The following is a 22513-nucleotide window of genomic DNA, read 5'->3' on the forward strand; positions in this document are numbered from 1 at the left end:
AGTTACCTATCTGTACGTTATGAGTTTTTTATTGTTTTGTTGTTCTATATGCACATATTCATTCAAGGTTGAAACTTGCAACCCGTTACGAGTAATCAGCAGTTTGGTGATGCCGGTATTGACTAGTTGCCTATTCAGCATGAGTGCTTGCAAAGAACTTAATTGCATAATGTGTGCAACAATATTTGAGATGACCCCGCCAGAGGTAAACACAATAGCAGCTTGTTGCGTTTGTTGAATAAGTTGTTGCAATGCATGGTTGGCGCGGCTTTTAAATTGCGGCCAAGTTTCACGGTAATTTGTGCCATTTGCATCGGCCTCTACCCACTGCACCATGGCTTTTGAAAACATCGCCATTTTATCGATGTCGCTTAGATCTAAGAATTCATCTCTGTGCAGTTGATGAGTTTTTAAATACTGAGCGGTGATATCTTTATGGTCAAACTCATTCCACTGCTGGTTTTCATGCGTGGGCCGTTTATTTTCATACGCGTGCTCACAGGTTTGTTTATGGCGCTGTAATGAGCCGAGTTCTAACCGATCAACGTTTACGTTTTTAGCGCGCAGGGCTTGACCAACCAACTGGCTTTGTTCACAACCAGTAGGCGATAATTGATCGTAATCTTTTTCACCAAAACTGGCTTGGCCATGGCGCACCAAATACACTATTTTCATTTGGCTTTTATCGCTTGGTTACAGCGCCACAGTAAATAATGAATAAACACCCAGAAGTTTTTAAACGCTGGGTTGCGTGATTGCTTGTGGTGATAGCGATAATAAATTTGCTGCGCAATGCCCGCTAATCGGAACAAACCAAACACTTCGTAAAATCTGAAATCGCTATAGCTGCCACCGGTTTTTTCTAGATATGCGCGGATCACTTCTTTTCGGCTAAACATACCTTCTAGATGCGTTGGCTGGCGACGCATGGCTTTGGCCATAAAGTCATCATCGGCTTCTACCCAATAGGCTAAGGCGTTACCTAAATCCATAAGCGGGTCACCCAAGGTGGCCAGCTCCCAATCTAGCACTCCAACAATATCGCTCGGATGTTCAGAGTTAAGCACTAAGTTATCAAAGCGAAAATCGTTATGGGTTAAGCAGATGGTTTCTTTGCTGGGTTTGTTATTCTCTAACCAGTTAATTACTTTTTTACCAGAAGGCACGTTCCAGGTTTTGGCGTCACGGTATCGTTTAGACCAACCTTCTACTTGGCGAGTAACATACCCTTCCCCTTTGGCTAACCCACTTAAACCCGATGCTTCAACATCAACACTGTGCAGTTCTACCAGTGCGTCTATCATGTTATTGCATAGGTTTTTTACTTCCTCGGACGAAAGGGAAGCATTTTTTGGCATATTTTTTCTAGGAATAATGCCATTGAGTTTTTCCATCACGTAAAAGTCGGTACCTATCACCGATTCATCTTGGCACAACGCATACATGGCAGGCACATAGTGATAAACCGGCTTGAGCGCTTGCTGTATTTCAAACTCGCGCGCCATATTATGTGCGCCCTTAGCTTTTTTACCGGCCGGGGCACGTCGTAATATGAGCTCCCTATTGGAGTAAGTTAAGCAATAGGTCCAATTCGAAGCACCGCCAGAAAACTGCTTTACGCTTGGCAGTTCGTTGAGCCCTTCTATGTGGTTACTCAGCCAAGCATGCACGGCATTCACATCTAGCTCTTCGCCCGGCTGTGTTTTTTGCTGGTTATGCGTCGCCGAATTATGCGCCATTTTCGTAACCCTTTACCGTGAATGGCTTAGATTTTTTTGCCATGAGCCAAAAATAAAAATTTGGCAACCAACGCTTAAGCGAATAAATGCGTCCGCCATCGGCATGAGTAATCACCATGAATTTATTATTTTGAACCGCCTTAAAAGCGGCCTCGGCAACTTCCTCTGCACTCACGGTTCCGCGTTCAACTAACTTAGTGACCACCGATTGCATGTCGGACTGTTCTTCAGGCAATGATTTATCTAAATTCGTTTTTACAAAGGCTGGGCACAATACAGACACACCAATATTAAATGGGCTTAGCTCTAGCTTCATGGTTTCACTGTAAGCAACCAAAGCGGCCTTCGATGCATTGTAAGACCCCATAAATGGCATAGAAGTGATGCCGGCCTGAGACGCAACGTTTACAATATGGCCTGTTTTATTTTTTCTCATATCTGGCACATATAATTTTGCTAACCGTACACAGCCAAGTAAGTTAATGTCGAGCACCCATTGCCAAGCTTTTAACGACTCGCCTTCAATCGACCCAGCCGTCGGCACACCGGCGCTGTTAATGAGCACATCTAGCGCGCCGATATGTTCATCTGTGTAGCGTTTAACGGCCGCTAAACTTTCATCGTCAGTCACATCGCAAGCAACAAAATGCCCTTGCCCACCGGCTTCGTTTATTGCGTTTATTGTGGCTTGGGCTAATGCTTCCGTTCTGTCGGCGACACAAACCGTTGCACCTGTGCTCGCCCATCGCTTAGCCATCGCCAAACCCAAACCTGAAGCGCCGCCAGTAATCAGTACTTTTTTCATGATGCTTTTCCTTTGAGGTGTTTGGCAATTTCTAAACGTGAGACCATGTGGCGATGCACTTCATCGGGGCCATCAGCAATGCGTAAAATTCGCGCCATGGCCGTAAAAGACGCGAGCGGCGTATCATCTGAGACACCTGCGCCACCATGCATTTGAATGGCCATATCGACCACATCTTGCAGCATGTTTGGTACAGCAACTTTAATAGCCGAAATTTCAGTCATGGCGTTTTTAACGCCAAAGTTATCTATTTTCCAAGCCGCGTTTAACGTGAGCAACCTGGCTTGATCAATTTGAATGCGCGCTTGAGCAATGCGCTCGGTATTTCCGCCTAATTGAATGATGGGCTTGCCAAAGGCTTGGCGTGAAAGTCCTCGTTGAATTGCCATCGCTAACGCTCTTTCGGCTGCGCCTATAGCACGCATACAGTGATGAATTCGCCCTGGGCCTAAGCGACCTTGCGCAATCGCAAAGCCTTTTCCAAGGTCCCATATGAGGTTTTCTGTTGGAACGCGAACGTTAGTGAACGTTACTTCACCATGTCCATAGGGTGCATCGTACTCACCATAGGCCGTCAACATGCGCTTAATGCTTACTCCAGGTGCATCTAAAGGTACTAGCGCCATAGAATGTCGTTCGTGTTTTGCCGCGTCAGGCTTTGATAGGCCCATAACAATAGCCACTTTTGCATTGGGGTGGCCCAACCCAGTGCTCCACCACTTTCGTCCATTAATCACTAACTCATCGCCATCGGCTGCGATAGTGGCCTCCATGTTCGTTGCATCACTTGAGGCCACCTCTGGCTCTGTCATACAAAAAACCGATCGAATGTCTCCGGCGAGCAAAGGCTTAAGCCATTGCTGTTTTTGGGCGTCAGATCCAAAGTGATACAGCACTTCCATATTACCGGTATCGGGCGCATTGCAATTAAAAATTTCCGGAGCAAATATCACTTTACCGGTGGCTTCCGCGAGTGGCGCATATTCGCTACAGGTTAGCCCTTGACCCAATTGAGCATCGGGTAGAAAGAGATTCCACAGCCCTTGCGCTTTCGCGTCTTTTTTTAGCTGCTCTACTTCATCTAAGGTACGCCATTCTTGCCAATTTCCCGTTGGATTTAGAGCTCGGTTTGCGGCCAAAACAGACTGTTCCACCGGCAGAACCTTTTCATTCATAAATTGATTGAGTTGAGCGAGATAATCATTACTTCGTTCTGAATTGGAAAAATCCATAACACACCTTTTTATTATTGGGCATCCATGCTTTAAGAATGGGATAGATTGACTCAGTGTACGCAAGCCCTTACTGTGAACAAAATGAAATATATTTGACCCACACTATGAATTTTATTCAATATGATTAGCCTAAAATCGATCGCTCAACTGGATCTCAACTTGCTCAAAGTGCTCGAAGCCCTTTACCAGCATGAAAACATGACGCGTACTGCCGAAGCGTTAAATATCACGCCTTCTGCGGTGAGCCATTCTGTAAAACGACTTCGTGAAGCCTTAGGAGATCCGTTGTTTACACGCCAAGGTTCAACCATGAAGCCCACGCCTGTCTGCCGACGGGTTATGCCGGAAATAATCTCCACCCTAAGCCAGTTAAGACGATCACTGCAAACCTTAGGTGCCTTTGACCCACTTTCGGCATCGCAAACTGTTGTGCTCGCCATTCACGATGCCTTAGAGCCGCTTTTCTTCCCGTCTGTCCTAGCTTACTTTAGCAAGGTTGCTCCAAATTTAGAGTTTCATAGCGTTAAAATAGAACGAGATTCCTTGCCCATGCAGTTAGAATCGGGCGCGATAGATTTTGCGATCGATGTCGCTCGCCCACTGTCCAACCCAATAGGGCATGATTTAATCGCCTCTTCTGGATTTTGCTGTTTAGGTGGCAAAAAGTACTTTCCACAAAGAGAACTCTCCGTAGAGCATTACCGGCAACTGAACCACATAACGGTGTCTAACCGCCCGACTGGACGAGTGTTAGAAGATATTGCTTTTGCAACTTTAGGCATTAACCGAACAGTGAAGGCGCGCTGCCAGAGTTACGCAACGGCCACCTCTTTATTGACCCAGCAGCAGTCTATATTAACACTGCCAAGATCGTTGGCTAATGCCTTTACCGATCTAGAGCTTTGTATTATGCCATTACCTTTTGAAGTGCCGAATGTAGATACGCATTTATATTGGCACCAACACACACAAGCCGATGGCTTTTTGGCTTGGCTTAGAGAGCATTTGCTAAACAGTTTGCAAAGCCAAACTGGCACAAAAAAAGAGCCCTGAGGCTCTTTTTTTAAATTACTAAACAACGCTTATTTGTTGACGCTGTCTTTTAAAGCCTTACCCGCTTTAAAGGCAACGGTGTTACTTGCAGGGATTTCTATCTCTGCACCCGTTTGTGGATTCTTACCTTTACGCTTAGCACGTGAGCGCGCTTCAAAGGTGCCAAAGCCCACTAAGGTTACCGATTCTTTCTTGGCAACTGTCTGGGTAATCTGGTCTAGAATTACGTTTAGTACTTCTGCAGCTTTATCTTTAGTTAAATCTGCATGCTCTGCAATAGCAGCAGATAGATCGGGCTTACGCATGGTAACTTCCTTTTATGTCTCTTATTGTTATAACTAGCAATCTCACTCTAAAAACAGCCAGCAAAGCGCTGTAAAAGGTGTGACTATGCCCCTAGACTACCTAGTTCTCACCTGCCTTGCCAAGCCTTAAATTCCAAATTCTCCGCCTTTGAGCGTCAAATTCGTAAAAAAATGCTATTTTTCAAGCAGTTATCGAGCATATATTGACCAAAAATAACATTTGGCATTCAACATAGTAGAGCACCTCAGGTACACTGGCGCTTTTTAATAAATGACTTATGCAGTGGAAACCTTAACTTTCGATTTAGACACACGTAGCCACTCTTGGTATACGCCCAGCGCCTTTCCTGAACCGATTCCAGACGAAATGGGTTATTGGCTGTTTTTGCCTGGCAGTTTGACCGAAGCGCTGCGCCAACGTACGGATAATTTTTCCGTGGCTGTGATTGAAGAAACTCTCATCAACAGTACTGATCCGAGCCTCAATGCCGCCCATACGAAGGAAAAAGCCGAGTATTTTTCACGTAAAGTAGCGCTGAAAAACCACCAAGAAATTTGGGTTATGGCGCACACACTAATACCCACTACAAGTTTAAAACAGGGCTTAGCGGAATTATCAACACTGCAAGAAAGACCCTTGGGTGAGTTGTTATTCGCCGACGATACTGTGCGAAAAAGCCCAACAGAAATCACGCATTTTGATACACTCTGGGGGCGCCGTTCACGCTATTGGTTACGTGAACAACCTTTACTGGTGACCGAATATTTTTTACCTGAATTAATTAGGCAATCATGAATAAACTAGCGCTTTCACAATACATAAAGCTCACTCGACTCGACCGCCCTATTGGCACTTACCTTCTTCTTTGGCCGACATTAACAGCGCTGTGGATCGCTTCGGGCGGGTTTCCGTCTATTAAGAATCTCATTATTTTTACGCTGGGTGTGTTATTCATGCGCTCCGCAGGTTGCGTAATTAACGATTACGCCGATCGGAAAATTGACGGCCACGTTAAGCGAACAAATACCCGCCCCCTAGCCCAAGGTTTAGTCACTGAAAAAGAAGCGTTAATACTTTTTTCTGCGTTAGTGGGTGTCTCTTTTATTTTAGTATTACTGACAAACGCATTAACGGTGTATATGTCTTTTGTTGGTTTAGCTCTTGCGTCGCTTTATCCATTTATGAAACGCCATACCTATTTGCCTCAGGTGGTACTCGGTGCCGCTTTCGCATGGGCGATTCCGATGGCATATACCGCCGCACAAGCCCCATTAGTTGATACCGTATGGTTACTATTTACCGCCAAAGTATTATGGACAGTGGCCTATGATACCCAGTACGCCATGGTCGATAGAGACGACGATATAAAAATTGGCGTGCGCTCAACTGCAATTTTATTTGGCGATGCCGACAAGCTAATGATCGGCGTTCTGCAACTGCTGGCACTGCTGAGCTGGGTAGCGGTAGGCGTAAAAGCCGAATTCGGTTTGGTATGGTGGTTCGCCATTGCCATTTCAGCAGGGCTAATGAGTTATCAGCAGTGGTTAATCCGACATCGAGACCGCGATGCATGTTTTCAAGCATTCTTAAATAATCATTGGCTGGGGATGGCGCTATTTATAGCCGCGGTCGTGGAACTGCTCTAACCTTTTAATTGGGAAAGATGGCAGAATTATGAATTTTGTCATCTTAATGTCACAAAACTTCTTTTTAATCGTGAGCTATTATGAACCCTATTCAGGAAACTGACATGGCAACACGAAGTATCTTAATCGTTGATGATGAATCGGCCATTCGCGATGTTATCGCCGCTGCGCTCGAAATGGCGGGTTATCGCGCTTTAGAAGCAGGTAACGCGCAAGACGCTCATTCAATTATCGTCGACCAAAAGCCCGATTTAATATTACTAGATTGGATGATGCCCGGCACCAGTGGGGTTGAATTGGCGCGTCGTTTAAAACGCGATGCTTTAACTCAAGAGATTCCCATTATTATGCTCACCGCCAAAGGCGAGGAAGAACATAAAATATCAGGCTTAGATGCCGGTGCCGACGATTACATCACTAAACCTTTTTCACCGCGTGAATTAGTGGCTCGATTAAAAGCCGTATTACGTCGCTCTACACCGGCCGGCGTTGATACTGTAGTTGAAGTAAAAGGTTTAACGTTAGACCCGACCAGCCACCGAGTATTTGCCGATGGCTCAGAGCTCAAGCTAGGACCCACCGAATTTAAATTGCTGCAATTTTTTATGACTCATCCTGAACGCGCTTATAGTCGAAGCCAGTTGCTTGATCACGTTTGGGGCGGTAATGTGTATGTAGATGAACGAACAGTCGATGTACATATTCGACGCTTACGAAAGCTATTAGGTGAGCAATACAAAACACTCGTACAAACAGTGAGAGGAACGGGGTATCGATTCTCTACTCAGTCGCCAGAGAGCCTCTAATTTATGATTCGGGATTTACGCAAATCTCATTACAAAAACCTAGCTATTTCAGCTTCTGTGGCCGTATCAGTGGGTTTTGTATTTGGCTATCCTTGGTTATTTTTGGCCGCTGCCAGTGCCAGCTATCTAATTTGGATTTTATACCAACAGCACCGTCTTATTTCGTGGTTAATAAAAGGGGCGAAGAACGCACCGCCCAATGCTATGGGGTTATGGGGTGTAGTGTTCGATCACCTTTACATGGTACGCAAGAAACACCGCAAGCAAGTTAGACGGTATCGTGAAACCATTCAAAAAATCCGTACATCTAATCAGGCGTTGGCCGATGGTGTTATCACTTTAGATTCCAATGGCAACATAGAATCGTGGAACAAAGCCGCTGTTAAGTTATTGAATTTGAAAAAAGTCGACGAAGGTCATTTACTCACGAACTTGATTCGAGATCCTGAGTTCACAGACTACTACAACAAAGCACAAAACAAAGAACCGATCACTATAGAAAATCCGGCACACGCAAATCGTTCTCTGCAAATATCGATGACCGTCTACGGCGAAGGTGAGCGCTTACTATTGCTGCGCGATACCACTCGTTTAGAGAAGCTTGAAAAAATGCGGCAAGACTTTGTAGCCAACGCCTCGCATGAGCTCAAAACACCAATTACAGTTGTTCAAGGTCATCTCGAGAATATTTTAAATTTCAATGATGATATTCCCCCTGCCATGCACAAAGCATTGCTCAGCATGTCGACGCAAGCAAAGCGTATGAACAACCTTGTCAATGATTTACTCATTCTCAGTAAACTCGATATTGACACCAGTGATGCGCCAATGAAGAAGATAAACATCCCAGACTTAATGTCGCAGTTGATCGAAGATGCATTGCAATATGCGCACAGCATAGATAAGAAGTTAGACATTACATTTCAATGCCAAACCGATGCTATGTTGTTAGGGGATTTGGGTCAAATAAGAACGGCGTTGAGCAACTTAATATACAATGCAGTACGTTATAGCCCGTCTCAAAAGTCCATTGTCATCAGCTGGAAAAAATCGGCTCTGGGAGGTTTACTGACGGTTCAAGATCAAGGTTACGGCATTGAGCAACATCATATTCCTCGGCTTACCGAACGTTTTTATCGAGCCGACAAAGGCCGCTCAAGTGAAGACGGTGGCACTGGTTTAGGGCTGGCCATTGTGAAGCATATATTGAACCACCATAACGCCTATTTAGATATACAAAGCCAGCCTAATATTGGTTCAGCCTTCACCTGTATTTTTCCCAAAAAGCGACTGAGCGAATTATCTCAACGCTCGCAAAACTAGCGACGAACTTGAGCAATAAACTTACTCAGCGTTTCAAGTTTTTCTTGATCATCATCGACGATGCGAACATTAAGATTTAACCTTGAGCAACTGAGTGATTTTTCAGTTAAAGCAACCGATGTCACCATGGTATTTATGCGCGCCACGGCATCGGGATCGTTTTTCGGAACAATATCCACCACGACTTGATCTAGCACGGTAGGAGGAACGGTATCATCAAGTTCTACTGTCATGCTTAAGTCGGTTAAATTAATGTCTCGTAAGTCACCTTGCCAAGCGGCCTTGGGAGAGCGCACCGCGACTTTCGCTAATATGCTCGCTTTGGGTTTGGTTTTACCTGCTCTTATCGGCTCTTTATCGACTAATTTCGAACTGGGTGCACCCGTGGTTAGCAATGAAGCGCTGCCGGCTGAATTTGACGACGCAGGTTTTTTAGCCGCTTGCGGCGCAGCCCCTAGTAAGACACCCGCCGATTCATTAGCCGATCCAAATGTGGGCTTCATAGCTGCAGCCCCTTTTAAAATAGATTTTACCAACGCACCATGATTTACAGAGAGTAACTTAAGCACTTTTTTAAGGATTTGATCGTTACTAAAGGGCTTACCAATGTAATCGGATACGCCTGCTTGAACCGCTTCGACAACATTGGTTTTATCGCCACGACTGGTGACCATCATAAAGGGGGTCTTGGGTAGGCCGTTATCATTTTCATAAGCCCGTAACCATTGCAACACCTCGATGCCGGATTGCTCGGGCATTTCCCAATCACACAGCACTAAATCGTATTGCTTTTTAGACAACAGGCTTTGAGCTTTTTTGCCATTCACGGCTTCATCTATTTGGCACTGGGCAAACTGCTGCCGTAACGTTCTTTTGACTAGGTCACGAATAAAGGAAGCATCGTCGACCACAAGGAAACTTAAACTAGACATGTATGAAGGATCTCTATTTTTGTATAGTTAAGCATAGCCGAACATCAAAACATTGCCGACATTATTGGTCGATGTTAACGCGCAGTCGCCATTGCTGTTCGTCTGGAACCACAAATGAAAGTTCAGCATGGCGATATCTCAAATCCTGGCGCACGAGTCGCTGACAATCCTCTACCAAGGACTCTTCTGCGTTAACTGACAAATAGATTCGCTTCACTATTCGAGCCTGTATTTTTAGCACTGGCTGCGGCTCGGCGAATAAAAATGCCGCTCGCCACTCCTCGCGCAGTGCATTTTCTGGGTTATCCAAAAAAAAGCCAGGAATAGGATTGTGGCCATTGACGTTAAAATCATGGGTTGCGCCATATTGTACTGCTTTCAATAACGCTAAGCGCTCATCATTCGACTGAAACACGTCGTGGTTGGCTTCTAACTCAACGCATATACCACTGAATTGATCAGCCAAACACTGCCAACCATAGTGACTCAAAGCACTGTTGAATAACCGTAGATAGCTTACTTTATGAAATCGCTCGGTAGAGTACTGATTTGAGCCAGGCTTGCTTTGTTGACGACGAGCCTTAATCCCCGCCTCTATAGAAGGCATGAGCTTTTCAGATTGTTTCGTAAAATCTTCAAAACTGAGCAGCGCACTGATGTGCCCAGGTAAAGCTTCAAATTGACGCCGCAGCTCTTGGTTTATTTCATGCTCGGTAATGGGCGCTTGGGATAAAACTCGTTTATGACCTGTTTCTAAATAAGGACTGAGCTGATTCGATCCATGAAGTAAGGGTAAACGGGCATTCTTCAAATGACCCAGCAATGCCGAAGACCCATATAAATGAAGAGAGGCAGTCGCCATTGTCATTTTTTACTACTCCGTTTGTAAGACATTTCCTACAACATTCGTACGTTAATTGGAAAACCCTTGTGATAGAGTCGACACTTTAAGAGGCACTTCTACGAGCTACGTAGCCTGTAGAGAAGCTTGTTATTTAGGCAAGCTTTTTGGCTCTAAAATTTGTCATATCCTCATCACAAAAAGCCATATACTAGATCTTGTTCAGGAAGAACTCCAAGGAAGTATAGCTAGGATTGGCGACCAACGGATGGAATGTGCTGCTCGGATGCAGACTTTGGACAAAACTCTACGGATAGAGCGCATTGGATGCACACGGAAGACCTCAGGACACGCCCTGGAACGGGTAAGCGAGTTACATGGATGTAATCGACTCAGGATGAGACTGTTCACGGAAGACAATTGCTTACGACTCCAGGGGAAAGCTCACTTTCCCCTTCCCTTTCTCCCTAAATATCTATGAACCAAGCGCTTCATTTATAAGCAAAGCCGAGCGGTAAGCCGCCTTTTGTAGCTGTGTTCTTAGCAACGCTTGCCCTTCTTTAATTAACGCTGCACTGTAACGCCCCTCTGTTGCAATGGGGTACACATGTTCACGTGCCAGCAAATGCGATTCAAATGCCCAATCTTGTGGCATCTTTGATTCGCTCCAAGTACTGAGATCCATATCTTTCATTTCGCGGAAATACTCTTGAGCCAAACTAAACCAACGCGTTTCAAACCTTCGGTACAGATCGTAATTCCAGATCCAGGCAAGATTAACGTCTTTGAGATCGCCATCTTTTAAATAAATCTTTTGGCCGCCCATATCACGCTTAAGCCCGGTATTGACCGGCACATGGAGCTGCACCATATAATGCATTAAATAGCCTAACGCCTTCTTTTTTTGCGCATTCGAAAACTGGTTCTCTTGCAGCACTTTTTTACTTTCTAACACAGCCCCTACAGAACAGGCGTTTTTTGGGCAGTGCTGTTGTGGATTAAACTCAGTATCTTCAACAGAAAACAGAGTAAGCTGCAGCGGCTGCATAGATCGATTCTTTGCGCGCGAAACCTCTTGCTCTACTCTTGGCGCCATGGCAATGAGCTCACGCTGCCAGTTTGCCCCCAGTAGTGATTCCAAGCGGCCTTTAGCATTGTCATCTAAATACATCACCATCAACTGAGCCACCATAGAGTGGCCCTGCTCTTCGAACGCGCTAACCAAGGGCGATGCCGCTATCAAAAGTGAAGCGACTAGCCTCTTCGACTGTTCTGCTCGGCTAACCATCCAATGAATAAAAAGCTGATAACGACTAGAGGTCCTAACCATAATGCTCCTGCTAACAATAACAATTCACGAACCACCGGCACCAAATAAACAGAAATAGCACCATAACCAACGGCACATAAGGCCACAAACACCAAGGTTCTAATAATAAAGTGCGCACCCTTCACCAATGCCCAAACAGCCTTGTTGATCCGAGCGCCATAAATCACCAGTATAGTGGCAATATAAGCTGATGCGATAAAAGTTAAATGAGGCCGAAACCAGCCCGAAAATACGGTCAATAAATCAGACATGAACTCTGTTTCACCTAGTAATTGAATGGCCTAATATTGTGCCAGAGAATAATGCCATCAGGCACCTAGTTACGATTTTTTTGCACGAATCCGACGATCACGCCAACTGCTGAAGACCAACCAGCCCACGGAGACGGCCAATGCAGAAGAAGTAAGTACCAACCAACCATAAAGCGTTGTTATTTCACGCATAACGATATCTTGCGTCGATCGCTCTAGTAAGTACTGCTCCACATGTCGCTCTAATGACCGATCAATGACATCGATGGTAATGGCCGATTGAAACAGAACGATATATGCGCCGGCAAAAACACCCACCAACAAGATTGAAATTATAAATTGCAGATAACGACTAATATTAGACACTAAATTACCTTAGAAAATTACGGAGCCTGTTATTGAAAAAGATTGATATTTGCTCACAACAAGATAGTCGCTAATCATAAAAAAACCCAGCCGAAGCTGGGTTAAAACTAGGTTTTGAAATAAGTGGTGCTTAGTAGAAAAAAGTAAAGCCGAAGTTCGCCGTCCAATTTTGTAATGCGTTATTATTAGATTCTAGATTAATGTCTAATACAGCACTCTCAGATGGTTTGAATGAAAAGCCCAAGTCAATTGCGTAGCCAGAATCTAAAATTTCTAGGCTAGAATCATCTTCAGTCACTTGAACGTAATCTTCCTCGTAACCGGTACCTGCGTTATTCACTTTATTTTTAGTAAATGTTGATTTAGTGCTTGAGTAGGTTAAAACATCTATATTTGCACCTGCACGCCAAGTCCACTTTTGGCTCGCAGCAAACTCGGCCGAAACACGTACATTAGCATCAATATCGGTGCTTTCAGATGCGGTAATAGAAGTAACACCGGTAGGGCCCGTTGTATTATTGGCTGAATCTAGAGCATCGACAAATTTATTATCACTTACTGTGACCGAAGTAGAGCTTGAAGATGTCGTGTAATCCAAGTTTGGTTGGATTTTAATTGCCGCGGGTCCAACATTTTTGCGGTGGTCTAAACCTACACTGAAAATAGTTTCTTTAGCATCTAGGATACTGCCAGAATCAGTGGTTGTGGTTTCATTTGTATCTGTTGCCGGTGCCGCTAAATTTTCATCAAACTGGGTTACAACACTGCGAGTAAAGCCTGTTGTTTCGTTGTTGTTGATAGCAATTCCACCAGTAACATAGGTAGTTGAGTTAAACTTATAACGACCGGCTGCAGAGGCAACTAAGCCTCCCGTACGCTCGCTAGAAGTTGTACTTACGGTGGTACGAGTTTCGCGGTAAGTTGCCGTCGTATTGCCGTCGGTTGTTAACACATCAACAACGCTGAGGCTATCAACTGTACTTGCAGAGGGCAAAGATAGTGAAATGGTACCATCGATAGGTAAATCATTTAACACAAACCCAGCTGCTATTTGTGCTTCGCTAGATTTGATAGCACGTTCGTTTGCTTTAACTTCTAAGCTGGCCGTATCATTCCCGACAACTAAGTCTGTTTTGCCGTCTTCTTCAAGGTAAGTAAAGTTAGTTTGACCAGTAAATGATGTCACTAATAATTCGCTTTCGTTATCAATTTCGTAACCTGAAGCGATACCTAAACCACCAAATCCTAAGTTTCCACCCCAGAATACATCGATGGCATTGCCACCTCTTCCGCCATGAACGGCTAACTTTTGATTGAATGCGTTAAATACATAACCAACGTTACCCCAATCGCTGAAAGTCACCTGGTTTTTTGTGTTTAGTATAAAAGCTGGATTATCGTAGGCTGTATCTTTATCTGCTACCGATTCAACTGGATCACCAGCTAAGAATGAGCTCGCAGATGCTGAGCCAATTGATGCAATCGCAATTGCAGTAACTAACAAGTTCTTTTTCATGGACTATAGACCCTATTGATAATTATTTCGTTTATTGTTCGAAAAGTGTTCAAAGCCCAGCGAATATATAGCTCATTTCAATAATTATCAATTTGATTAACTATTTTATTTAAAAGTTTTAGATCCTAGTCAATTTTTCGACACATTACTTTTGATATCAAGGTCGATTTCATTATAAAGACTTTAATGTCAATTTTTTGCCTCAACGGCACCTGCCCGCTGCGCCATACCCATCATCTTATAGACTAAAAGTGAGGCGGCGAAGTCGTAGGCGTGAAAGCCTTCGATGGGGGCGAATTCCATTAAATCGAAGCCGATTAATTGGCGTTGCTTTATGACGGAATCAAAAAGGTTTAGGGTTTGGTACCAGCCTAGACCACCAGGAACGGGTGTTCCTGTTGAAGGGAAAACGGATGGATCCATGCCGTCAATGTCGAGAGTGAAGAATACTTTTTTAGGGAAATCTTCAGGTAAATCAATGTGCTGAATATTTTGCGGAACGAGGTCATCGGCATCAATAAAGTGAATACCTTCTTGCGCACGAATTTCTCGCTCTTCATCGCAATAGGCACGAATACCAAGTTGAAATAGAGGCACTCCGGCGTCAACGACACGCTTCATGACCGAAGCGTGACTGAGTGGGTTGTCTTCATAGGCATCGCGTAAATCGGCGTGAGCGTCTATTTGAACGACGCCAAAATCGGTTATGCCAGCATCTAGATACCCTTTAATTACACCCCAAGTCACCGTGTGCTCGCCTCCTAATACCACTGGCATTGATCCCGCCATTAGAATTTTGGCCGTGGCACTGGCAATGCTTTCAATAACGGCTTCATCATCTTGGTTGCAATTGATGGTATCGCAGGTATGAATACCCAGTTCGCTCGGGCTTGATTTACCATCCCACGTTTCTAGTTGATGCGATGCTTCAAGGATGGAGTCTGGCCCCAAAGCCGTACCACCGCCATACGACACTGACTTTTCATAAGGCACGGGCAGTACCGCAAAGCCAGCTTGATTTAGTGGCGCTTGTTCAATTTCTGAACCTAAAAATATCACCTTCTCTTTTTGAGCTGGATTACGACCCTGAACCATGAAAATGTCCTCTTAAAATTAACCTAAACGCTGCTTAAAATCGCTATACCCAAACTCTTTCAGTATGCGCCGTTCATTTGTTTTTGAATTCCACACCACCAGCGCGGGCAACTGACATCCGTTAAAGGTGCTGGTTTTTACCATGGTGTAATGACTCATATCTAAAAATAGTAATTGCTGCCCTACTTCTAACGGAGCGTCGAAGCTGTAATCACCCATGACATCACCCGCAAGGCACGTTAAGCCCCCTAAACGATAGGTATGCTTCTTCTCATTGGCTTCACCCGCTCCAAGAATGTCGGCTCGATAGGGCATTTCCAATGTATCAGGCATGTGGCAAGTAGCCGAGCTATCTAAGATGGCCTGCGGCAATTGATTAAACCCAATGTCGAGCACTTGGGCACTGAGTACGCCGGAGCCAATGGCAACGGCTTCGCCAGGCTCTAGATAAACTTCGAGTGAATAGGTTTCACGAATAGCTTTTATTCGATCAACCAATGCATCACGCTGGTAATCACCTCGACTTATATGATGACCCCCACCAAAATTAATCCACTTTAATAGTGGTAACCATTGGCCAAAGTTTTTTTCTACTACATCAAGCGTGCGCGCCAAGGGTGCAAAATCTTGTTCACACAAGGTGTGAAAATGAAGCCCTGTTAACAAGCCGGACTCGATTGCAGAAGAAACAATGGCCGGATCAAAACTGGCCAAAGGAATACCCAATCGCGAGCCCGGAGCACAAGGGTCATAAATATCAACGTCACCCTCAGAATGCTCAGGGTTAATACGTAAGCCAAATTGCAAGTTCGGTCGTTTTTGCTTGGCTTCAATTAACTTAGCTTCGAAACGTTGCCATTGCGATAAGCTGTTAAAGACGATGTGATCAGCAATATCAAGCAACTGAGTTAAGTCGGCATCACTGAAAGCTGCAGAGTAAACGTGCACTTCGGCCGGCTTATCACCCGAGCAATAGTGGTCTTTACCTAAACGAGCCTCGTGAATACCCGAGGCGCATATCCCATCGAGATATTGCGCCGTTAACTCACCTAAGGGCCAAAGAGAAAACGCTTTAAGTGCCGCTAAAATTTTAGCGCCACTGCGCTGGCCAACTTCTGCCAACTGCTTTAGGTTTTCCTCAATAGCAACTTCATCGACAATAAACGCTGGGCTTGGTAACCCTGTTGTATCGAGTTTACTGAAATCGGTCAGCATCTTATTTACAGTCATTTACGGGCTCGTTTAAATTAAGTTACTGATCTAAATTGAATTCATCCAATTCGATAATATTCCACGGCAGACCATATTGATTCATAGCCTCCATAAATGGATCAGGATCGAACTGCTCTATGTTCCATACACCCGGTTGAAGCCATTTATCTTCGGCCATCAGTTTCGCACCAATCATAGCTGGCACGCCTGTCGTGTATGAAATTGCTTGCGATTCAACTTCAGCGTAACAAGCTTGGTGATCACAAATTTGGTAGCAATAGACTATTTTTTCTTTACCATCTTTTATACCTTTTACAACCGTACCAATACAGGTTTTTCCTTTAGTACGCGGCCCCAATGAGGCTGGGTCTGGTAATAGTTTGGCTAATAATTGAATCGGTACAATCTGCTGGCCATTGTAATCTATTGGATCAATGCCAGTCATGCCAACGTTTTCCAATACTTCTAAATGCTTTAAGTAGTTTTCAGAAAAGCTCATCCAAAACTGTGCACGCTTAAGTGTTGGGTAGTGCTTAGACAAAGACTCCAACTCTTCGTGGTACATACGATAAATGTTATAAGTACCTACGGATTCTGGACAGGTGAATTCGGCTTTTTTGCTCATTGGGGGAGTTGTTACAAATTCACCCCCTTCCCAATGACGACACTCAGCAGACACTTCTCGAATGTTAATTTCAGGATTAAAATTTGTCGCAAAAGGATAGCCGTGATCGCCACCGTTAACATCGATGATGTCCAGCTCATGAATTTCATCAAAATAATGCTTAGCTAAATACGCAGTAAACACATTCGTCGCACCTGGATCAAAGCCACTGCCGAGTAACGCGGTTAACCCGGCTTTCTGGAATTTTTCTTGATACGCCCACTGCCACTTATATTCAAATTTAGCGGTATCTAGTGGCTCATAGTTAGCGGTATCCATGTAATGCACACCCGCTTCTAAACAGGCATCCATGATGGTTAAATCTTGATAAGGTAAGGCAACGTTTATCACCAACTTCGGTTGTTCCGATTTTAATAAAGCCGCTAGCTCAGGTACATTATCGGCATCGATTTGTGCGGTTCGCACAGTTACACCCGTTTTTGCTTTAACTTGCTCTGCAATCGCCTTGCATTTAGATTCGGTACGGCTAGCAAGTATTATTTCACCGAAAGTTTCGGCTTGTTGTGCACATTTATGTGTGACGACACCGCCGACTCCGCCGGCTCCAATAATCATAACTTTAGTCATAACGTTTCACTCTCAAAGTAGGTGTAACCATCCAGGCTATCTTTAAACGCCTTCAGTATTGTTTTGCGTTTTACCGCGGTTATTTTGCCTTGCTTTACTGCTGCTTCGGCACGTTTTCGAAACTCTTCTTGCATAATCTTCGGATCGTACTCAACATAGCTTAGAACATCTGAAATGCTGTCGCCGTGAAACTCACGAGCAAAATTCAAGCTACCGTCTTCGCTGATGTGTACACTCACCACATTGGTGTCACCAAATAAATTATGCAAATCACCTAACGTTTCTTGATAAGCGCCCACTAGGAATACACCAAGGTAATAGTCTTCCTGCTCTTGCTTTTCGTGCAAACGAATAGTCTTTTTTATACCATCAACACTGGCAAATCGATTTATTTGTCCATCGCAGTCGCAAGTAATGTCTGCAATAACCGCATGCCGAGTTGGGCGCTCTTCTAAACGATGCACAGGCATTACTGGGAACACTTGATCAATCGCCCAAGCATCGGGTAGCGACTGAAAAAGACTAAAATTGCCATAATAAACATCGGCCAATTGCTCATGAATGTCGAGTAATTCTGGCGCTGGGCGGTTTTGCTGCGCTACTTCCTTTGCCACCTTTTCAAAAACAGCTAAGGCCAAATTATCGGCACAGGCACGTTCACTTAATCCGATTTGGCCGTGCAAAAATAATTGTCGAATTTGATCACGATAATATTCCGCATCGTGAAAACACTCCTGATAATTTTGACTATTGATAGCATCATTCACCAACCATAGGTTTTGCAATAACTCATGGCTGTCTTCTGGTAACGCATCAGGCAGCGGAGCCGGATCATGATTGCGCACATCTAAAATGTTAAACAACAACATTGAAGAATAGGCGACTGTCGCACGGCCCGATTCAGTTACGATCACGGGGTGCGCAATGCCTTTCGGAGTTAGCGCTTCGCTGATCGTTTCGACTATCGCGGCACAATACTCATCGAGCCCGTAGTTCATGCTGTTACTGCTGATATTACGAGTACCTTCGTAATCCACCGCTAGGCCACCCCCTAAATCAAGGTAACCCATAGGAGCGCCTTCTGCTTGCAAGCCAGAATAAAATTGACAAGCTTCTTGAACACCGTTTCGAATATTACGAATATTCGGTATTTGTGACCCTATGTGGCAATGCAATAGCTGTAAGCAATCGATCATATCGGCCGCTTTAAGCTGAGTGACCACATCAAATAATGCCGTGGTAGACAGACCAAAAATAGAGCGATCACCGCTATCGGCGTTCCAGTGACCATCCACTTTCACACTGGAACGGATGCGTACGCCTAAAAGCGGCTTAATGCCTAGCCGTTGACTGGCTTTAATAATGATGGGTAACTCAGCTGGCGTTTCTAAAATGAAGAAACACGGAATACCCATTTCGCGAGCATAGAGACCCAATTCAATAAACTCAGAATCTTTGTAGCCGTTACACACAATTAAACTGTCGTTATCTTGCAGTTTCGCTAAAGCAATGATCAGCTCAGCCTTACTGCCCGCTTCCAAGCCATGACTGAATCGTCGACCATAATCGGCAATTTCTTCAACCACGTGGCATTGCTGGTTAACTTTGATCGGGAAAACACCGCGATATACGTTTTGATAATCGTAAGCGGTGATGGCCTCTGCAAAGGCATTATTGAGCTTCGCAATGCGATCATCGAGTAGGTTTTCTATGCGCAGCATCGCTGGCATTTCCAAACCCCGTTCGGACATTGCTTGAATAATATCGAGAATGGCAACAGACGCTTTCTGCTCGCCAAAAGGGACATTAACGACAGCCTGACCGGCCTCATTAACTGAAAAATAATCCGCGCCCCAGTCGTTTACACCGTATAACTGAGCGCTGTCTTCGGTCGTCCAAGGTGTGGCCGACTCTACAGAATTAGGTTTTGTTAGAAAAGAAGGGTTCTTTCCCATCAAGGCTTCCTCCAAGATGCAGTAAAAGTGCTAAAAAAAAATAAATACACTTTCACTCATAAGAGAAAGTGCTTGATTAAAACCTCATAAAACCTCTGTAAGTTGCTAAAACGGCGGTGATTCTATTCCTCAACATCGGAATTGCAAGGAATTTTTTGATTAACTTAACCGCTTTACCTTAAAAAGTAACGATAAGCCTAAAACGACAAAAGCCCCGATCCTTACGGAACGGGGCTTTTAGAATGTGGTGCCGACACCAAGAGTCGAACTCGGGACCTACTGATTACAAGTCAGTTGCTCTACCAACTGAGCTATGCCGGCTAACGGAGGCGAACTATATATATGTGATGGTAAAAGGTCAACAACTAATTGATAAATATAAGGTTTTTTATTAATTATTCGTTGAAGGGTTCATCAAATGGGCAGATTCGGGAGTATGAGCTATGCTTTTTATTGTGATTCTTAACCGCAGTAAAGGTTTAGCCATGCGCATTAAATGGATTTTACTCTGGGTTGCTCTCGCAGCTAACTCGTCTGTATTTGCTAAAGATTTCCAATTTTGTCTTGAAAATCAACAGGTGCCGCCTTTTCTACTCGGCACTGCCGACATTATTGAAGGTAAAAATGGCATTGTGGGTGATTTGCTTTTTATCTCTTCCCAAACCAGTAACTTACCCATTAAGTTCAATCGACGCCCCTGGAAACGATGTATCGAAGAGTTAAAGCATGGCAAAGTAGACGCCGTTGCCGCCTTTGTCTTCAGTGAGGATCGTGACAATTGGTCTGCATTTCCGAAAACGAACGGTGAATTAGATGATCGCTTCTTTTATCAAAGCAATTATATGGTATTTACCTACCCTGGCTCACAGATATCGTGGGATGGCGAGTCTATGTTGCCAAAAACTGCAAAAGTTCAATCTATCCCTGGGTACGTTGCAGACCAAATGCTACAAGACATGGGCTTTATTCCGTCTGCACCGTTGCAACCTAAAAAAGCGCTGGAGTTAGTTTCTCGTGGGTTGCTCGATGGGTTTGTAATGGAAGCCTTGATTGGCCAAACTATTTTAAATGACCTCGGTTTAGCCGATAAAGTTATTGCACTAGAAACGCCTTTTAGCAGCCAATACTGGTACGCCGCCTTTTCAAAGCAAGCCTATGAAGAGCGCCCTGAAGATATTGAAGCGTTTTGGACGGCTTTAAAAGCCGCCCGAATTGAACATTCAAAAGCACTTTTTGATTTTTACCTATAAGCTAAAGCTAGGCGAGATCTATTTGCCAAGTTGAGCTTCGATATTGGCCAACTTTTTATGGCGAACGTCTTTGCCTTTTACAAGGTATATGACCGATTCGCCAATGTTACGCGCATGATCACCAATACGCTCGAGAGAGCGCAACGCCCACATCACATTCAGTGCGTGGGAGATCATTCTCGGATCTTCCATCATTTTAGTCACCAATGTTCTGATTGCGGTGCCATACTCTAAGTCGACGGCTTTGTCTTGCTGCAACACCGATAATGCTTGGTCGGTATCGAGACGAGCAAACGAATCTAATGCTTGCTGCACCATTTGACGTACTTTTTCACCAATATGGCGAAGCTCTACAAAGCTTTGTGGCCCGTTACCGGCGTCTGCGATTTCTAATGCTTGTTTGGCAATTTTACTGGCCTCATCACCAATGCGCTCTAGATCGGTCACGGCACGTGTGACGGCGATGATGAAGCGTAAATCTGATGCCGCTGGGTTTCGGCGTGCTAGAATTTGTGTGCACTCTTCATCAATTTTTACTTCCATCTCATTCACTTCTTTATCTAATGTGATGGTTTGCTCGGCAACTTTCGTATCAACGTTTTGCAATGCGTTAAACGCCATTTCTAATTGCTGCTCAACTAAACCACCCATTTGCATAAGATGCTTACGTGCTTGCTCAAGCTCTGCCGTGAATTGTGCTGAGGTGTGTTTTTCAAATGTCATTTTGGCCACAAGTGACTCCTTAACCGAATCGACCGGTGATGTAATCTTCCGTTAGTTTATGGCTAGGCGCCGTAAAAATCTTATCGGTATTATCTACTTCAATAAGGCGACCTAAGTGAAAGTATGCCGTGCGATTTGAAACTCGCGCAGCCTGTTGCATGCTGTGCGTCACGATTGCGATTGTGTAGTTCTCAGAAAGCTCGGCGATGAGCTCTTCAATGCGCGCGGTTGCAATTGGATCTAGGGCCGAGCATGGCTCATCCATTAAAATAACCTCGGGTGATACAGCAATCGTTCGTGCAATGCACAAGCGCTGTTGCTGGCCACCAGAAAGCCCGGTAGCAGGTTGATCTAATCGATCTTTAACTTCATCCCAAATACTGGCCTTACGCAATGCGGTTTCTACCACCTCATCAAGTTCGACGCGACGATTAACTAAGCCGTGAATTTTTGGTCCATAGGCTACGTTTTCGTATATAGATTTTGGAAACGGGTTAGGCTTTTGGAACACAATCCCCACTCGGGCTCGAAGGCTTACAACATCCATATTTTTTTCATAGATATTCTCACCATCTAAACTAATCTCACCCTTCACTTTACAGCTTTCTATGGTGTCATTCATTCGGTTCAGCGTTCGTAAAAAGGTCGACTTACCGCAACCCGACGGACCGATCATTGCTAACACTTCATTTTTCCCGATATCGAGATCGATGCCGTGAATCGCTTGAGCGTCGCCGTAAAACACATCTACGTTACGAGTGCTCATACGTGTTTGGTCTTCGCCTATTAGCGGGCTGCCAACGGTAGTAGACCAGCCTTTGAATGTTTCTTCTATCGCTCTATTTTGCTCTGTCATGTTATACATCTCTTAAATTTT

At 44.5% G+C, this 22513-nt stretch carries 23 protein-coding genes and 1 tRNA gene; 6 read left to right on the forward strand and 18 right to left on the reverse strand.

Annotation, left to right across the window (positions count from 1 at the left end; all coding sequences use genetic code 11):
* Window positions 1-6: 6 nt before the first annotated feature.
* The 4 genes from QWZ13_RS18570 to QWZ13_RS18585 are packed head-to-tail and all read right to left on the reverse strand — an operon-like array spanning window position 7 to window position 3842.
* On the reverse strand, window positions 7-675 hold the full coding sequence (locus QWZ13_RS18570) for a histidine phosphatase family protein (RefSeq protein ID WP_290283108.1): 669 nt from the start codon (window positions 673-675) through the stop codon (window positions 7-9).
* The gene (locus tag QWZ13_RS18575) at window positions 672-1739 is read right to left on the reverse strand and encodes a phosphotransferase family protein (protein ID WP_290283109.1); all 1068 of its coding nucleotides are present in this window, start codon (window positions 1737-1739) and stop codon (window positions 672-674) included. The genes QWZ13_RS18570 and QWZ13_RS18575 overlap by 4 nt, the downstream gene beginning before the upstream one ends.
* The gene (locus tag QWZ13_RS18580) at window positions 1729-2544 is read right to left on the reverse strand and encodes an SDR family oxidoreductase (RefSeq protein ID WP_290283110.1); all 816 of its coding nucleotides are present in this window, start codon (window positions 2542-2544) and stop codon (window positions 1729-1731) included. The genes QWZ13_RS18575 and QWZ13_RS18580 overlap by 11 nt, the downstream gene beginning before the upstream one ends.
* Window positions 2541-3842, reverse strand: coding sequence for an acyl-CoA dehydrogenase family protein (locus QWZ13_RS18585; protein ID WP_435407321.1), 1302 nt, complete (start codon window positions 3840-3842; stop codon window positions 2541-2543). The genes QWZ13_RS18580 and QWZ13_RS18585 overlap by 4 nt, the downstream gene beginning before the upstream one ends.
* Before the next feature lie 57 nt (window positions 3843-3899).
* On the opposite strand from QWZ13_RS18585, the gene QWZ13_RS18590 reads away from it, so the two are divergent.
* A complete protein-coding gene (locus QWZ13_RS18590) occupies window positions 3900-4832 on the forward strand; it encodes a LysR family transcriptional regulator (protein WP_290283111.1) in 933 nt (310 codons plus the stop codon).
* A 29-nt stretch (window positions 4833-4861) separates the two neighbouring features.
* Here the strand turns inward: QWZ13_RS18590 and QWZ13_RS18595 are convergent, their stop codons facing one another.
* Window positions 4862-5137, reverse strand: a complete 276-nt coding sequence (locus QWZ13_RS18595; protein ID WP_290283112.1) for an HU family DNA-binding protein — start codon at window positions 5135-5137, stop codon at window positions 4862-4864.
* 283 nt (window positions 5138-5420) lie between these two features.
* On the opposite strand from QWZ13_RS18595, the gene QWZ13_RS18600 reads away from it, so the two are divergent.
* The 4 genes from QWZ13_RS18600 (at window position 5421) to phoR (ending at window position 8913) form a co-directional block, all read left to right on the forward strand.
* Complete coding sequence (locus tag QWZ13_RS18600; protein WP_290283113.1) at window positions 5421-5933, forward strand: chorismate--pyruvate lyase family protein; 513 nt, start codon at window positions 5421-5423, stop codon at window positions 5931-5933.
* The gene (gene ubiA, locus QWZ13_RS18605; RefSeq protein ID WP_290283114.1) at window positions 5930-6784 is read left to right on the forward strand and encodes a 4-hydroxybenzoate octaprenyltransferase; all 855 of its coding nucleotides are present in this window, start codon (window positions 5930-5932) and stop codon (window positions 6782-6784) included. Before QWZ13_RS18600 ends, ubiA begins: the two co-directional genes overlap by 4 nt.
* Window positions 6785-6864: 80 nt before the next feature.
* The gene (phoB, locus tag QWZ13_RS18610; RefSeq protein WP_435407324.1) at window positions 6865-7590 is read left to right on the forward strand and encodes a phosphate regulon transcriptional regulator PhoB; all 726 of its coding nucleotides are present in this window, start codon (window positions 6865-6867) and stop codon (window positions 7588-7590) included.
* Window positions 7591-7593: 3 nt separating this feature from the next.
* A complete protein-coding gene (gene phoR / locus QWZ13_RS18615) occupies window positions 7594-8913 on the forward strand; it encodes a phosphate regulon sensor histidine kinase PhoR (RefSeq protein WP_290283115.1) in 1320 nt (439 codons plus the stop codon).
* Here phoR and QWZ13_RS18620 read toward each other — a convergent pair.
* From QWZ13_RS18620 to QWZ13_RS18670, 11 genes are all read right to left on the reverse strand, one after another.
* A complete protein-coding gene (locus QWZ13_RS18620) occupies window positions 8910-9845 on the reverse strand; it encodes a response regulator (RefSeq protein WP_290283116.1) in 936 nt (311 codons plus the stop codon). The two genes, phoR and QWZ13_RS18620, sit on opposite strands and share 4 nt — an antisense overlap.
* Window positions 9846-9906: 61 nt before the next feature.
* Complete coding sequence (locus QWZ13_RS18625; protein WP_290283117.1) at window positions 9907-10713, reverse strand: hypothetical protein; 807 nt, start codon at window positions 10711-10713, stop codon at window positions 9907-9909.
* A 448-nt stretch (window positions 10714-11161) separates the two neighbouring features.
* On the reverse strand, window positions 11162-12016 hold the full coding sequence (locus tag QWZ13_RS18630; RefSeq protein ID WP_290283119.1) for a S1/P1 nuclease: 855 nt from the start codon (window positions 12014-12016) through the stop codon (window positions 11162-11164).
* Window positions 11941-12267 (reverse strand): DUF3392 family protein, encoded by a 327-nt coding sequence (locus QWZ13_RS18635; RefSeq protein WP_216000231.1) that lies wholly within the window; start codon window positions 12265-12267, stop codon window positions 11941-11943. The genes QWZ13_RS18630 and QWZ13_RS18635 overlap by 76 nt, the downstream gene beginning before the upstream one ends.
* Before the next feature lie 69 nt (window positions 12268-12336).
* Window positions 12337-12633, reverse strand: a complete 297-nt coding sequence (locus QWZ13_RS18640) for a hypothetical protein (RefSeq protein WP_290283120.1) — start codon at window positions 12631-12633, stop codon at window positions 12337-12339.
* A 130-nt stretch (window positions 12634-12763) separates the two neighbouring features.
* Window positions 12764-14149, reverse strand: coding sequence for a hypothetical protein (locus QWZ13_RS18645; protein ID WP_290283121.1), 1386 nt, complete (start codon window positions 14147-14149; stop codon window positions 12764-12766).
* A 189-nt stretch (window positions 14150-14338) separates the two neighbouring features.
* The gene (speB, locus tag QWZ13_RS18650; protein WP_290283122.1) at window positions 14339-15244 is read right to left on the reverse strand and encodes an agmatinase; all 906 of its coding nucleotides are present in this window, start codon (window positions 15242-15244) and stop codon (window positions 14339-14341) included.
* 18 nt (window positions 15245-15262) lie between these two features.
* Window positions 15263-16474 (reverse strand): carboxynorspermidine decarboxylase, encoded by a 1212-nt coding sequence (gene nspC, locus QWZ13_RS18655; protein WP_290283123.1) that lies wholly within the window; start codon window positions 16472-16474, stop codon window positions 15263-15265.
* A 22-nt stretch (window positions 16475-16496) separates the two neighbouring features.
* Entirely contained in the window at window positions 16497-17708 is a 1212-nt protein-coding gene (locus QWZ13_RS18660; RefSeq protein ID WP_290283124.1) for a saccharopine dehydrogenase family protein, read from the reverse strand.
* Window positions 17705-19663, reverse strand: a complete 1959-nt coding sequence (speA, locus tag QWZ13_RS18665) for a biosynthetic arginine decarboxylase (RefSeq protein WP_290283125.1) — start codon at window positions 19661-19663, stop codon at window positions 17705-17707. Before speA ends, QWZ13_RS18660 begins: the two co-directional genes overlap by 4 nt.
* 245 nt (window positions 19664-19908) lie before the next feature.
* Window positions 19909-19984, reverse strand: a tRNA-Thr gene (locus QWZ13_RS18670).
* Between the two features lie 122 nt (window positions 19985-20106).
* Between QWZ13_RS18670 and QWZ13_RS18675 the strand changes: the two genes are divergently transcribed.
* On the forward strand, window positions 20107-20913 hold the full coding sequence (locus QWZ13_RS18675) for a type 2 periplasmic-binding domain-containing protein (protein WP_290283126.1): 807 nt from the start codon (window positions 20107-20109) through the stop codon (window positions 20911-20913).
* An 18-nt stretch (window positions 20914-20931) separates the two neighbouring features.
* On the opposite strand, the gene phoU is transcribed toward QWZ13_RS18675, so the two are convergent.
* Both phoU and pstB read right to left on the reverse strand, forming a co-directional pair.
* Window positions 20932-21636 carry a phosphate signaling complex protein PhoU gene (gene phoU / locus QWZ13_RS18680; RefSeq protein WP_353959030.1) on the reverse strand — a complete coding sequence of 235 codons (705 nt, stop codon included), beginning with the start codon at window positions 21634-21636 and terminating at the stop codon, window positions 20932-20934.
* A gap of 19 nt (window positions 21637-21655) precedes the next feature.
* A complete protein-coding gene (gene pstB, locus QWZ13_RS18685) occupies window positions 21656-22501 on the reverse strand; it encodes a phosphate ABC transporter ATP-binding protein PstB (protein ID WP_290283128.1) in 846 nt (281 codons plus the stop codon).
* Window positions 22502-22513 lie beyond the last annotated feature (12 nt).

Source organism: Reinekea marina (assembly GCF_030409715.1).
Taxonomy (GTDB): Bacteria; Pseudomonadota; Gammaproteobacteria; order Pseudomonadales; family Natronospirillaceae; genus Reinekea; species Reinekea marina.

Bases quoted from the DNA above. Each gene is read 5' to 3' on its own strand.
- QWZ13_RS18570 (WP_290283108.1), bottom strand. From the start codon at position 675: ATGAAAATAGTGTATTTGGTGCGCCATGGCCAAGCCAGTTTTGGTGAA.
- QWZ13_RS18575 (WP_290283109.1), bottom strand. From the start codon at position 1,739: ATGGCGCATAATTCGGCGACGCATAACCAGCAAAAAACACAGCCGGGC.
- QWZ13_RS18580 (WP_290283110.1), bottom strand. From the start codon at position 2,544: ATGAAAAAAGTACTGATTACTGGCGGCGCTTCAGGTTTGGGTTTGGCG.
- QWZ13_RS18590 (WP_290283111.1), top strand. From the start codon at position 3,900: ATGATTAGCCTAAAATCGATCGCTCAACTGGATCTCAACTTGCTCAAA.
- QWZ13_RS18595 (WP_290283112.1), bottom strand. From the start codon at position 5,137: ATGCGTAAGCCCGATCTATCTGCTGCTATTGCAGAGCATGCAGATTTA.
- ubiA (WP_290283114.1), top strand. From the start codon at position 5,930: ATGAATAAACTAGCGCTTTCACAATACATAAAGCTCACTCGACTCGAC.
- phoB (WP_435407324.1), top strand. From the start codon at position 6,865: ATGAACCCTATTCAGGAAACTGACATGGCAACACGAAGTATCTTAATC.
- phoR (WP_290283115.1), top strand. From the start codon at position 7,594: ATGATTCGGGATTTACGCAAATCTCATTACAAAAACCTAGCTATTTCA.
- QWZ13_RS18620 (WP_290283116.1), bottom strand. From the start codon at position 9,845: ATGTCTAGTTTAAGTTTCCTTGTGGTCGACGATGCTTCCTTTATTCGT.
- QWZ13_RS18625 (WP_290283117.1), bottom strand. From the start codon at position 10,713: ATGACAATGGCGACTGCCTCTCTTCATTTATATGGGTCTTCGGCATTG.
- QWZ13_RS18630 (WP_290283119.1), bottom strand. From the start codon at position 12,016: ATGGTTAGGACCTCTAGTCGTTATCAGCTTTTTATTCATTGGATGGTT.
- QWZ13_RS18635 (WP_216000231.1), bottom strand. From the start codon at position 12,267: ATGTCTGATTTATTGACCGTATTTTCGGGCTGGTTTCGGCCTCATTTA.
- QWZ13_RS18645 (WP_290283121.1), bottom strand. From the start codon at position 14,149: ATGAAAAAGAACTTGTTAGTTACTGCAATTGCGATTGCATCAATTGGC.
- speB (WP_290283122.1), bottom strand. From the start codon at position 15,244: ATGGTTCAGGGTCGTAATCCAGCTCAAAAAGAGAAGGTGATATTTTTA.
- nspC (WP_290283123.1), bottom strand. From the start codon at position 16,474: ATGACTGTAAATAAGATGCTGACCGATTTCAGTAAACTCGATACAACA.
- QWZ13_RS18660 (WP_290283124.1), bottom strand. From the start codon at position 17,708: ATGACTAAAGTTATGATTATTGGAGCCGGCGGAGTCGGCGGTGTCGTC.
- speA (WP_290283125.1), bottom strand. From the start codon at position 19,663: ATGGGAAAGAACCCTTCTTTTCTAACAAAACCTAATTCTGTAGAGTCG.
- QWZ13_RS18675 (WP_290283126.1), top strand. From the start codon at position 20,107: ATGCTTTTTATTGTGATTCTTAACCGCAGTAAAGGTTTAGCCATGCGC.
- phoU (WP_353959030.1), bottom strand. From the start codon at position 21,636: ATGACATTTGAAAAACACACCTCAGCACAATTCACGGCAGAGCTTGAG.
- pstB (WP_290283128.1), bottom strand. From the start codon at position 22,501: ATGTATAACATGACAGAGCAAAATAGAGCGATAGAAGAAACATTCAAA.